This is a genomic window from Nostoc parmelioides FACHB-3921 (assembly GCF_014696625.1).
GTDB classification, from domain to species: Bacteria; Cyanobacteriota; Cyanobacteriia; order Cyanobacteriales; family Nostocaceae; genus Trichormus; species Trichormus parmelioides.
On the sequence record NZ_JACJQL010000035.1, the window covers coordinates 1 to 12,933 of the forward strand.

General features: G+C 41.9%; 11 protein-coding genes. 4 read left to right on the forward strand and 7 right to left on the reverse strand.

Translation table 11 applies throughout. The annotated features are described in order from the left end of the window. Positions 1 to 645 precede the first annotated feature (645 nt). Together H6G14_RS20645 and H6G14_RS20650 are read right to left on the reverse strand one after the other, a co-directional pair. The gene (locus tag H6G14_RS20645) at positions 646 to 1,305 is read right to left on the reverse strand and encodes a (2Fe-2S) ferredoxin domain-containing protein (protein WP_190569179.1); all 660 of its coding nucleotides are present in this window, start codon (positions 1,303 to 1,305) and stop codon (positions 646 to 648) included. Between the two features lie 67 nt (positions 1,306 to 1,372). Continuing rightward, on the reverse strand, positions 1,373 to 1,630 hold the full coding sequence (locus tag H6G14_RS20650) for an Asr1405/Asl0597 family protein (protein ID WP_190569180.1): 258 nt from the start codon (positions 1,628 to 1,630) through the stop codon (positions 1,373 to 1,375). A gap of 317 nt (positions 1,631 to 1,947) precedes the next feature. Here H6G14_RS20650 and H6G14_RS20655 point away from each other — a divergent pair, with 317 nt between their 5' ends. Both H6G14_RS20655 and dxs read left to right on the forward strand, forming a co-directional pair. Beyond that, on the forward strand, positions 1,948 to 2,643 hold the full coding sequence (locus tag H6G14_RS20655) for an S-layer homology domain-containing protein (RefSeq protein ID WP_190569234.1): 696 nt from the start codon (positions 1,948 to 1,950) through the stop codon (positions 2,641 to 2,643). Between the two features lie 448 nt (positions 2,644 to 3,091). Next, positions 3,092 to 4,999 (forward strand): 1-deoxy-D-xylulose-5-phosphate synthase, encoded by a 1,908-nt coding sequence (dxs, locus tag H6G14_RS20660; protein ID WP_190569181.1) that lies wholly within the window; start codon positions 3,092 to 3,094, stop codon positions 4,997 to 4,999. A 71-nt stretch (positions 5,000 to 5,070) separates the two neighbouring features. On the opposite strand, the gene H6G14_RS20665 is transcribed toward dxs, so the two are convergent. Beyond that, positions 5,071 to 5,319 (reverse strand): hypothetical protein, encoded by a 249-nt coding sequence (locus tag H6G14_RS20665; protein WP_190569182.1) that lies wholly within the window; start codon positions 5,317 to 5,319, stop codon positions 5,071 to 5,073. A 113-nt stretch (positions 5,320 to 5,432) separates the two neighbouring features. Between H6G14_RS20665 and H6G14_RS20670 the strand changes: the two genes are divergently transcribed. After that, positions 5,433 to 5,921 carry a hypothetical protein gene (locus H6G14_RS20670; protein WP_190569183.1) on the forward strand — a complete coding sequence of 163 codons (489 nt, stop codon included), beginning with the start codon at positions 5,433 to 5,435 and terminating at the stop codon, positions 5,919 to 5,921. Between the two features lie 246 nt (positions 5,922 to 6,167). Further along, entirely contained in the window at positions 6,168 to 7,103 is a 936-nt protein-coding gene (locus tag H6G14_RS20675) for an acetylserotonin O-methyltransferase (protein ID WP_242053498.1), read from the forward strand. Positions 7,104 to 7,173: 70 nt separating this feature from the next. Here H6G14_RS20675 and H6G14_RS20680 read toward each other — a convergent pair whose 3' ends face one another. The 4 genes from H6G14_RS20680 to H6G14_RS20695 form a co-directional block, all read right to left on the reverse strand. Continuing rightward, on the reverse strand, positions 7,174 to 8,244 hold the full coding sequence (locus tag H6G14_RS20680) for an anthranilate phosphoribosyltransferase family protein (RefSeq protein ID WP_190569236.1): 1,071 nt from the start codon (positions 8,242 to 8,244) through the stop codon (positions 7,174 to 7,176). Between the two features lie 121 nt (positions 8,245 to 8,365). Next, positions 8,366 to 9,304, reverse strand: coding sequence for a LysR family transcriptional regulator (locus H6G14_RS20685; RefSeq protein ID WP_190569184.1), 939 nt, complete (start codon positions 9,302 to 9,304; stop codon positions 8,366 to 8,368). Between the two features lie 176 nt (positions 9,305 to 9,480). Then, positions 9,481 to 11,355, reverse strand: coding sequence for an iron uptake porin (locus H6G14_RS20690; RefSeq protein WP_190569185.1), 1,875 nt, complete (start codon positions 11,353 to 11,355; stop codon positions 9,481 to 9,483). Between the two features lie 331 nt (positions 11,356 to 11,686). Then, the gene (locus H6G14_RS20695; RefSeq protein WP_190569186.1) at positions 11,687 to 12,889 is read right to left on the reverse strand and encodes a HEAT repeat domain-containing protein; all 1,203 of its coding nucleotides are present in this window, start codon (positions 12,887 to 12,889) and stop codon (positions 11,687 to 11,689) included. Positions 12,890 to 12,933 lie beyond the last annotated feature (44 nt).

A 12,933-nucleotide genomic window follows, 5' to 3' on the forward strand; every position in this document is an offset into this window, starting at 1 on the left:
CAAGATTTAGGCGTAGTCAAAGCCCTACGAAAACCAGTCTTCAAGCTGGATCTATCCCCTTTTCCTGCACCCTCTTGACAAATGTGCAATTACTTTAACCTCTCACGGATGGAAGTTGTCTAGCTTTCTCAAGCTTTTCTTTGATGCGTTCAATCTGAATTGTAATGTTTGTACCTGGAGACCACTGCCAATTGTGCTTACACTGGGGACATGCCAGCCTGAATTCACCTCGATCAATTGGAGTACGTAGTTTTTGAGAGCAGTTTGGACATATAACTATAACCTTTTCTGTATGTGATAACTGTTGTTCACCGGATGATCCTATATTCATCAAGCTCTTACCTAATATCGGAGAACCATAACGTACAGCAGTTTGGCAAGTTGCAACTTTCTGTTATACACCAAGTTTAGCGTGTCAGAAGTATAGGGAAGCGATCGCCAAGGCGCAAGTGAATTGCTTCGGTTCTTGTCAGATTTTGGTGATGATGAAAGCTTACGCACTTTAAGGCAGTCCCAACTGTCTAAGTAATAAGGGGTGGACAAAATGCCCCACCCCACAAAATGAATCATTTAATTTTTGATAACGGAATATCAAGTCAACCATTAAAAGAACAACAATACAAAAACTTTCGAAGCACCTGATGATTAAAAAGCTGAAACTCTGGTAAAAGATTCAACGTTATTGGCGTTTGATATTACCACTTGATGAGAATGATCTGATTGCTGGCTGTCAGCAAAATGCTTATTCATCAGATGAGGAACCTGGTGTGCTTGAATACGGGTATAACGAGTTTTATCTGGCATCACTAAATTAGGCCCGGCCTTGCAGTTTTTCATACAGCCAGTACCTTTAATGGTAACTTGGTCTTCTAAACCGCGATCGCTTAAAGTTGCTTCTAGTGCTTGACAAAGTGCCTTACCGCCGCGTTTCATGCAATCGGACTTCTGACATACCAAAATCGTAGCTTTAGCTTTATCTGGTTTTGGCTTTGTGTTTTCCATTATTGGGAGTTGTTTAACGGCTGGTGATGTCTCTGTTCTAGCCGCCATCACAGCTTCAGCTTTGAGAGTCACCTTGCCAGTTTTAGCATCATACTTTTTTTCACCAACTACTTGTAACAAAGTACCAGTAGGTAAACGCCAGTCAAAAGTAAATCTTAATTGCTTGGATAACTTAACATAACATTCACCATCAGCAGTTAGCAGTAATAAACCTTTAAGCTTATAGCCATCTTTAATAACAAATTCCATAAATCTGCCTTCAAGGCAAAACTCTGATACATCTTTACTGTGGCATACACCCATATTGTTCCACCTTTGTTTAACTAAAGCGAGTTTGAGTAATTAAGTAAAAAAAAATTGTAGCCAGCCATTAGGAATACGGATAACGGCTTTGCCAATTAATTTCAAGAGAGTAAATTAAATCTCGGCGAGAAGATGTGAATTGTCGCATCACACTCCAAAGCTGAACAACTGTCATAGGGGTGACAAGTTCAACCTTCAATGGCTGGTTAGCTTCACACCAACAAGGAATTTCCAATTCCTGTAAGCGCTGATATACCTGCCAACGATCTGCCCAATCTACTTCTACAACGGACTTTTCTTCCACTTCGGAACTGAACGGTTTCAAGCGACTAGCCCTCAATGTGCAACTAACTTGCAGTAATCATCAAACTTTTACTCCCCAATATTGAGAATTTTTAGGAGTACAGTTTCTTTTATTAGCATATCTTAAGTGCAAACAATTCTCAGTTAGTTTAGCAAAAAATTCTCAACAATTTTTTTGATCCCCAAACTCAGGTTAATTCGTCGATATCGAAGATGGGACACCTGACTTAGTAAAAATGCGTCACCATAGTTAAGAATCAACCCCCTGAGGGGGAATTCAAAATTAGAGAATAACTTACTCAGCACTCAGTATTAAAAACTGCATCGAAGCAAATTATGATGGTAAGAACTATGCGCCCTTTACTTAGTACCCTTTCATTAGTACTACTACTCCAGGGCTTCCCAGTGATTGTTCAAGCCCAAGGAAGCGAAAATACTGGAGATGTGGCATCCGCAGCGATTCAACAAGTAATTGCTGCCAATTTGATGACTAATTCAGCAGATGGGAACTTTTATCCAGAAAGGTTAATGAATCGGGCCGAACTAGCCTCGATTTTGGTAAAAGCATTCCGTCTCAATAAACAAGAAGCCGCTAAACAACCAAAATCAATCACAGTTGCCGATGTACCTCGTTCTCACTGGGCGTATCAAGATATTCAAACAGTTTTGAAGACGGATGTGATGAAAGGCTATCGGGGGAATTTGTTTTTTCCTAATCAACGAGTAACAAGGGCAGAAGCCTTAGCAATTTTTGCCCAAGCTTATGGAGTATTTCAGTTCTCTGATGATGTTGTCAACGAAATACTCGCACCCTACCCAGATGCAAATTCTATACCAACTTGGGCAAGACGAGCGATCGCCACAGTCATCACAGAAGGATTTATTAATACCGACGCTCAGAATAACATAACCCCATTAAGACCTATGACCCGTGGAGACATGGCTTACTTGCTGAGTAAATATTTGCAAAGACAGCAAAAGCAACCAGACACGCCAGTAGTTCCCACGACTACAGACAGTCCACAACTGCCGTAATACTCAAGCTGAGTAAAAACCAGCAGACAACAGTAAAATTACAACATATTTATACGGTGATAATTTTGCTTAAGACTAGTATGTCTATTTTTGCTGCACCGTATCATAGTACATTTGGATAGAATACACTAAATATAGGCTCTATTTCCTAGCCTCTAGCCTCTTATCACCCTTGCACAGTGTGTTGTTAACAACCTATCAGCAAGATATTCTTCTACTTTGATAATTTTGCCAAAATGAATCTAATTACACTCTTTCAAGTAATTTTGCAGTGTAGGTTATAAAGCATGATTACTAGTAAATAATGCTGAAAGCCTAGTGCTTAATTACCCATCCTTAGTGAACACTTTTTAGGCTGCTACTGAGTAACAGTCTAATTCTCCGGGCTACCCGACCGTGGGAAAATCAGAATACCAAAAGTAGAGATTAGAGAGGAAAACCCTATAATATGCATCTGAGTGAAATCACCCATCCCAATCAGCTGCACGGTCTATCCATCCGGCAACTGCAACAAATTGCCCGTCAGATTCGAGATAAACACCTGCAAACAGTAGCCGAATTTGGTGGACATCTGGGGCCTGGCTTGGGTGTTGTAGAGTTAACACTAGGGCTATACCAGACTCTAGATTTAGACCGGGATAAAGTTATATGGGATGTAGGACACCAAGCTTATCCCCACAAATTGATTACAGGACGCTACAGCGACTTTCATACCCTCAGGCAAAAAGATGGAATTGCTGGTTATCTCAAGCGTGGTGAAAATAAATTTGATCATTTTGGTGCAGGCCACGCTTCAACCAGCATCTCCGCAGCCTTGGGTATGGCTTTAGCACGAGATATGAATGGGGAAAAGTTTAAAGCCGTGGCCGTGATTGGCGATGGTGCATTAACAGGTGGTATGGCGTTGGAAGCTATCAACCATGCTGGACACTTGCCGAAAACCAACTTATTGGTTGTTCTCAACGACAATGAGATGTCTATTTCTCCCAACGTCGGCGCGATTCCTCGCTACCTCAACAAAATGCGCCTCAGTCCCCCGGTGCAGTTCATCAAGGATAATTTTGAAGAACAGTTCAAACACATTCCCTTTGTCGGCGAATCCCTATCTCCCGAATTAGGAAGAATTAAAGAAGGGATGAAACGTTTAGCTGTTCCCAAGGTAGGTGCAGTATTTGAAGAACTGGGCTTCACCTACATGGGGCCAGTTGATGGGCATAACTTAGAGGAATTGATTGCTACCTTCCAACAAGCACACCAAATAGCTGGGCCAGTGTTAGTTCATGTAGCCACCATCAAAGGTAAAGGCTACGAACTCGCGGAAAAAGACCAAGTAGGCTACCACGCCCAAACGCCTTTTAACCTGACAACTGGTAAAGCAATTCCCTCCAACAAACCCAAACCTCCTGCTTATGCCAAAGTCTTCTCCCATACCTTAGTTAAATTAGCAGAACAAAACCCGAAAATTATCGGGATTACTGCGGCTATGGCAACAGGAACAGGTTTAGATAAGCTACAAGCAAAACTGCCCAATCAATATATTGATGTGGGCATTGCCGAACAACACGCAGTCACCCTTGCAGCTGGGTTGGCTTGTGAAGGAATGCGTCCTGTAGCCGCCATCTACTCTACTTTCTTACAACGGGCATACGACCAAATTATCCATGATGTCTGTATCCAAAATTTACCAGTATTCTTCTGTTTGGATCGGGCAGGAATTGTCGGTTCTGATGGCCCTACCCACCAAGGTATGTATGACATTGCCTATCTACGGTGCATTCCCAACATTGTAATGATGGCACCGAAAGATGAAGCAGAAATGCAACGGATGGTAGTTACTGGTATTGAACATACCACTGGGCCGATCGCTATGCGTTTCCCTCGTGGCAATGGCTACGGCGTACCCCTGATGGAAGAAGGCTGGGAACCTTTGGAAATCGGTAAAGGTGAAATTCTCCGCAACGGTGATGATGTGTTAATCATCGGTTACGGCACAATGGTTTACCCCAGTATGCAGGCGGCGGAAATTCTCAGCGAACACGGGATTGAAGCGACTGTAATTAATGCCCGGTTTGTGAAACCCTTGGATACTGAGTTGATTGTGCCTTTAGCTCAGAAAATTGGGCGGGTTGTCACCCTGGAAGAAGGCTGTGTGATGGGTGGCTTTGGTTCAGCCGTAGCAGAAGCATTGTTAGATGCTGATGTTGTGGTTCCTGTCAAGCGCATTGGTATTCCCGATGTGTTGGTAGAACACGCTACCCCAGAGGAATCCAAAGCAGAATTAGGCTTAACTAGTCGTCAAATCGCCGAAAGAGTTTTGCAAGCCTACTTTCAAAAGCAAGTATCTGCGGTGATTTAGCTTTGGTTAGTAGTTAGTTTTGCGAAATACCAATTGAACATCAGGTGGGTATTACCCACCTTTTTTATGCTTCAAGATCCAAAGGAATTTAATAACCGCATGACGGTATCAAGAAATTTTTCACCCCAAATACTTGATAGTAGACCACATGATATAACCAATATGGATGCAATACCGATTTGAAGTAGATTTAAATCTATGGATGCTCCATAAGAAATAGGAATGATGACGATAAAAGTACCAAGTGCAGCGCCCCCAAAAAATCGGTAGATAAGCTTACCAGGAGAATGTTGCTTGGAGTGAGTGTCTTCTGAGTTCATAAAACTAAGTTAAATTGTTCAAATTGAGAGTATAACGTTCGGGGAATCAATCTATTGAAAGAGCGAATTTATCTAACTACTAACGATTATAGAAGCTCTGCCCAGAGAACGATATGGCTGATGAGCTAGATCAAGTAAAACTAGAATGCTTAATCTCAAGCAGACTTTCTTCTATGAAACTGAACTATTTTATGAACAAGTTTTCACTTTTAGGACGTTGGATAGCTACAACTGTATTTTGTTTATCAGCGATCGCTTTCGTTTGGCAAGGTGCATTTTTCGCCAACACCTCAGCAATGGCTGATACCTCTACACATTTAATCGCCACTGCCGACGCAACCGATAGTCTACGTAACAAATCCAAAGAATTCATCCGCGACACTAAAGATAATGTTAAAGAGGCAGCCAGAACAAATGCTAGCCGTGTCGATGATGCAACCGATAGTGGCAGCACAGCCGAGCGCAAAGCTAACAAAGATGCGTCTCGGATTCAGAAAAGAGCAGAAGAAGATGCTGCCCGTACAGAAAAAGCAGTAGACAACAATCTAAATGCGGTTGAGCGTACTATTGATAATATCAAAGGCGCTTTCACTAATAATTAGACAAGAAACATCTAGTGCAGATACCCGATTTCAAGAAAATCGGGTATCTGTCTTTTTTAATGTAGTTTTATGACTCAACTTGCATAAACCTGTAGCAGATCATTGATAGCTAGAATATCCACTAAATTAAACAGTTAATTTTTAAAAAGGCTCATGCTGAAATTGCTATTGAGTGATTAATTGCATGAAATAAAAAATAGTTTTTTATCTGCTGATTTAATTTATATCTTGCTACCACTGAAAAACATGACGACTACTACAATAAGTGCTGACAATATTCTGCAAATAGGAATGAGTTTCTGGAGCGCAAAGACTCTTCTGGTAGCAGTTGAACTCGGTTTGTTTACTGAGCTTGCATCATCGCCCCTTGATAGTCAAACACTTACTCGGCGGTTAGGACTACATCCACGGGCTGCAAGAGACTTTTTCGATGCACTTGTCGCTTTAGGTTTGTTAGAACGGCATGGTGAACAATACAGTAATACTCCTGAAACTGCTAAATTCCTGGTTCGCGGTCAGATGGAGTATGTAGGTGGCATTCTAGAAATGGCTAATGCACGGCTATATTCATTCTGGGGTTCTCTCACGGAAGCCTTGCAAACTGGTCAACCACAGAACGAAGTCAAGCATGGGGAAAACTTTTTTACCGAACTCTATGCTGATAAGGAGCGTCTAGAAGGCTTTCTCAAGAGCATGACTGGCTTGAGTCTAGGAACAGGAAAAGCGATCGCCCAAAAATTTCCTTGGCAAGATTATAAAACTTTTATTGATGTTGGCACAGCCCAAGGTGCTTTGCCTGTACAGATAGCGTTAGCACATCCTCATCTTACAGGTGGTGGTTTTGATTTACCTGTGGTACGTCCAGTCTTTGAAGAATATGTTAATTCAAATTGTCTGAGCGATCGCTTGCAGTTCTTCCCAGGAGACTTTTTCCGTCAGCCATTACCCCAAGCTGATGTCCTAGTCATGGGGCATATTTTGCATGACTGGAATCTTGAGGAAAAACTCATGCTACTGACTAAAGCCTATGAAGCCTTATCTCCCGGCGGTGCATTAATTATTTATGATGCCATTATTGATGATGATCGACGAGAAAACGCTTTGGGGTTGTTGATGAGTCTCAATATGTTAATCGAGACTTCAGGCGGTTTTGATTATACTGGTGCTGAATGTATTGAATAGATGCGATCGGTGGGATTTAGTGGGGTGCAACAGCAGCATTTAGTTGGTGCTGATTCTATGATTTTTGGATTTAAGTCATAGATAGTAGATTTTCTGAAAGTGAATTAACCACCTGAATCAGTTCTTGCAATTTTGCCGCTACTACCCCACTATTTAATAATTCTTCTGCCTTCGCAATACCCGATCGCATATCCGCACAAATTCCACTCCGCCAGAGGTAAAACCCACCATTCCATAAAGCTGTTTGTTGTAATTCACTAGATTTACCAGCAAGTACATCCTGTATCTGGGTTAACAATTCTTCTGTACTACCCAAAGGTACATTTTTGGTGGTAAAACCATAGTCATGGGGTGAAAGGAAGAGTCTTTCTAGGTCGGGTGATGCTGAAGATAAGCTAATAATGGCTGTGCGATCGCGCGGTAAATCACAACTCCCTTCTAATCCTTTTACCAAAGTAAATTTACGTACTCCCCGCAGTTGTAATGCTACTTGGAACATCCCTTCTGTTGGTGGATGAACATACCCAGCAATTACATGAGCATCCCCAGCATATGGACACCAAATTAATTCCATTGTTGCTAAGGGTGGGCGCTTACCTAATTGGTCGCGGTATTCCCAAATACTATTAGTTAAAGGGAAATGCTTCGGGGTATAAACAAAGCCAATTCCTGTTTGTGCAAATACCTCTTGGGTTTTTTCTAGTGATAGGGTAGTCCAATTTACGCCTAATCCCTGCCAAATCTCGGTTAAAGGTAATCCATATTTCGTAGGTAGGCGATCGCCTCCGTGTATCACCACTGGTTGTCCGACTGCGGCCAGGAGTAACGCTGTTACCGGACTGATTGGTGCCGTGCGTGTTCTGCCATCATAAGGTATGCCAAATACCATGACTGGGCGTTGAGACGAGATTGGTTGCAGTTTTGGCCCCAGTTCATCGAAAGCATCTAACATTCCCGCTAATTCTTCTCCCGTTGGGCGCTTAATCCGGTGGGCGATCAAAAATGCGCCTATCTGGGCTGGTGTGGCTTCACCCAAAAACATCATCTTAGTAGCGGTGGCGGCTTCAACACGGTTTAAACTTTCTCCCGTGTGGTTCCCACTTCCTACTTTTTTCAGCAGATCCCTGAATAAAATACTCATAAAAGTCATTAGTCAACGGTCAACAGTCAACAGTCAACAGTCAACAGTCAACAGTGGAAAGCTAAATATTCAGGTTTTGGACTTTTGACTATGGACTTTTGACTATGGACTAATCCTAACTTTAAGATGCCGATCGCTGACGCTCAAGTATGGGAGGAATATTTTCTCTAACTAGTTGCCAAAAATGTTGGATGGGAGGAATTTGCAGACGGTCTTGAGTTGTCACCATGACTACTCGACGCGTTAAACCGGAATTTTCAGGTAATGCACTATTAGCTAAGGGACGCACTGCTAAGGTGGGATCAAGGCGCGCTTCTACTAATGCGGAGGAAGGAAGCAAAGCGATTAATTCCCCTTGGCGTACAACTCCCCGGAAGGCATCTAGGGTATTGACTTCTAAAGCCGCTTGTAGCGTGGCTTCCAATCGCTCAAATTTCTCCTGCACCAAGCGTTGCATCCCATAGCCATCTTTAAAAACCACCTGGGGATAACGTACCAATTCCGACCAAGGAACGCGCTCATATTCCGCTAGGGGATGATTGGCTGCGGTTAAGAGTTCTATCGGCTCATCATAAAGGACTTCCACCACCATATCTCTACCAGTGGTGAGAAAGCGATTGTTCATGACAATGGCCAAATCTACCAAACCATCTTTGAGGACTTTGAGTGCGCGATCGCTACCTAAGGATGTTACCCGTAATTGTACTTCTGGATAATCACGGCAAAACTTTTGTAACACTGGTGGCAAGTATGAGCCACATAGGGAATGAATCGCCGCAATACACAATTCTGGCTGCTTACCGGCGATTAAATCTCCTAGCTCTTGTGTAGCAGTTTCCCACTCCAGACAAATTTTGCGGGCGCGTGGTAACAAACGTTCACCACCCAAGGTCAGCTTGGCATGATTTGTTCTGTGAAACAGTTCTAAACCCAAATCAGCTTCTAAAGACTGGATTTGACGACTGATTGTAGATTGGGTAACACCACATTTACCAGCAGCTTTTTGAAAGCTGCCGGTTTCCGCGATCGCCAGAAAAGCTTGCAACTGCTCTAGTCGCATTTGTATGTAGCCTGAATGACATTTATGGCACTCAATTAAGTTAGCTGATTTTGTTCCCTAATTTGGTAGATTTTGTTACAGATTCATCATTAGTCAACAGTTTCCAAAATTTTTGTAATTCTGAATTTTGTAAACGCTACCATCAGCTATTTTGAATTGATATGTCCCTAATGCCTTTAAAACGTAAACGTAGTTCGCAGTACCCCTACAGTTGTCGTTTCATTTCTGCTGTCACCTTCTGGGTTAAATAAAATAAATGCACCAGGAGTAATACTGATGTTATCGCTGACTCTGACGCGATAATATGCTTCTAAATGGTAAGGTGTGGCACGATTTGAACCAAGTACAGCCGCACCGCCAGCATCAGTACGGTAAAGCGGCTGACCAAAAATAATCCCTCCATTATTTCCAGATTTGAATAAATCTTTGAAGTGAACTCCTGCCATCCAACTTGTAAAGGTGGTGGAAGCATCAACATTATTAGAAGAATCATCAACAAACAGTGCTGCACCATAGCCAGATAAGGATACTTTGGGAGAAAATCGCCATGTCACAGTACCCCCAAAAGAGTTGAGTTTCACTGGTGTGCCAGCCGAAACACCAGATAAAGCACCGATGTCACCGCTAATTAATCCTGTACCTAAAATATTGATTTCGTGGTAGCTGTTGGCATAGTTTAGACCAATATCAAGGTCACGGCCAGGTTTGAAGGTTAACTGTGCAGCAATAACGCTACTACCACTAAAGAAACCTGCTCCTAAAGGTGTAGTAGATACTCCTGGTAGCACTTCAGTTGGAGATTTTTGAGGAAGGTTGGCATTAACACTGCCGTATAAAGCCCGGAAATCCAAATTTGGAGAAATGCTATAAATAAATCCCGCCGCCGATGCTAAACCAGAACCAGAAGTTCCACCAGAAACTCGTACTACAGGATTCAAACCTGCAAAACGAGAAATTGATTCTTGTCCCTCGCCGTAAAAAGGTGTAATTGCCGGGAAAGCGTCTGATGTTTCCGCCGCAGTTCCCGCAAATAAAGTCAATTTATCAGCGACGGGAAAAATATACAACAATTTGTAAAGCTCTAAACTATTCGCTCCAACGCTGGTCAAATTCTTGACATTAAGACCAGGAAATTGTGGTTCAAAACTGGTACGAGCGCTACTAGAACTTAGTATAGGCGAAGCTAGTCCTAAGCTATTTTGCACGCTACCTTCGCCCGTAGCTCCACCTAAAAAGTTATAAGCTTGCAAACCCGTAATTAATAAATCTTTACCTGTAAAGCTAGTAGTCAGATTTAACCGCACTCTATTGACAAGGATGATATTAGAATCATTGCTTCCAGGAGCGCCGCCTGTCGCACCAATAGCGGCAATAATTGCTTCACCATTGAGTTTGGTAGTAGTAGAAAACTGATTTGCTTCTAGTTCTGCGGTACGCGCTTCTACAGCATCTACTCGACCCCGCAATGTTGCCAATTCTGCCGCAAATTGTTCTTGCAATTTTTGTAGGGTTGCTAAATCTTCTTTTTTGACTAAATCAGTAGTTGCCGTAGCAATTAGTTCGTTGATTCTATCAAGACACGCATTTAAGCCAGCCGCAAATTCATAGCGAGTCATCGCCCGATTACCACGGTAGGTAAGATTGGGATAACCCGCGATACAACCATAGCGCTCAACCAAGGATTGTAATGCGCCAAATGCCCAATCAGTAGGTTGTACATCAGACAATTGGGATACAGATGTGACTTGGGACAATTGGTCTGATGATGGAGATGAATTTGTAGATTCTTGTATGATTAGTGGTAAAGCATTAATAGTGTTATCTGAGTCTAAATTTTCACTTTTTTGTGGTTGATTATTTGAGGTTAAATCTTTTTGGGTTAATTCCTGAGATACAAGATAATCAATATTTTTATGGTTGATATTATTTTGAGCAATTTCGAGATTTTTATCTGAATTATTTAAATTGGTAATGGCTTGTACAGGGAATAATCCACAAAATAACCATAATAAACCTGCTCCACCAGCAGAGGCTAGTAGATATTTTGCCATGATAACTCCTAAGATATTATGAATTGGAAAAACCTTAATTGTGATGTTTAAATATGATTGATAAGTAAATATAAAGTGTATTTAATCAGCTAACACTGCTTAACTTTAAATTTCAGGAAATTAATTCACTGAAATGGCTTATCAATCTATAAATTTCATCGCAAGTAGTAAATTCTAGTAAATACTATTTTCGAGAATAAATTACCATCAAGACTATTGGGTAATTCTATAATTACTATTGACTAATACCCACCATAATGATGACTATTTATGGTATTTAACGGGAGAGAAAAATCCCGTTAAGTCTGTATTTGCTTATTGTGGTTTCAACTTATACCGCAGGAGGGGCTAGTTTATTGAGTGCAGCGATCGCATGGACTCGGACAAGTTCATCTGTATCTGTTGACAGAACAACTAAGCTTTCAGCCGCTTCTGGACTACCTAGCTGACCCAAAGATAAGGCGATCGCACTTTTCACACTATTAATTTTTGTAGCGGGATGTGGGGAGTTCAGTATCTCTAACAGAATGGCTGTGGCTGGTGTTTTTAACTCAGGCTTTTGTATTCTTCCTAGAACTGTGACAATTTCTTGGTCGAGAGTGATGGAAGTGACTTGATTTAAAGCTTGTCGTAAATAATCCAGGGCAGTTAATGACTCTAGCCAACTCAAAGCCCGAATAATTTCCAGTTGTAAGGTAATAGGTGTATGGGGTGATATTAAACCTGTGAATAGGTGCTTGGCTGCATCGTCGCCACCCATACGCGCCAGGGCGTTGGCAGCTGCACAGCACACCTCTACACTGAAGTCGTACAATTTGGGTTGTAATGTGGCGACTAAATTTAATTCTGAAGATAAATCAGAGCGAAAACTTAAACCCTGAATTGCTGTACGCCGTACTATGGCAGATAAATCATTTAAAGCGTTTAACAGCACAGGTGGTACACGTTCATCATGAAAACTGCTGAGGGCTTCGAGTGCGGCAGCGCGGACTGAGGCTTGAGCATCTTGTACTACACTCAATAAAGGCGCAATAGTTTCTGTACGCCGAATATAAGCAAGCGATCGCACTGCTAATAGCCTTGTATTTTCTTGTGTTAGCAGTTCAACAATTATAGGAATCGCAGTATTACCCATTTGCGCTAGTGCAGATGAGGCGATCGCCTTCAGTTCTTCATCATTACTAGTTTTTAGTAGCTCCACCAGAGGCATAATCACATCTGGGTGCTGCAATTCCCCTAAAATTCGGGCAGCAAACCAGCGCAATTCATCCTCTGTATCTTCATCTTCTAGGATGTCAATTAATGGGTTTATGGTCACAGTTCCCAAATTAACTAACACCTTGGCAATATCCCAACGTTGCTGAAAATCTCCCGTCTCAAAAATAGAGAGTGCTAATTTCAGCAGTTGTTCTGAATGACTTATTTCATTTCTATCCGCTAAAATCAGTTGTTGCAGATCATTAATCACCAATGACAAATCATCTGCACTATGCGCCGCCTGCGCTTGCACTAAAAGTTTCCCAATATTATTCACAATACCTTTCAAATCGGGTAGTGGGGGAGATGAGGGAGGCAAGA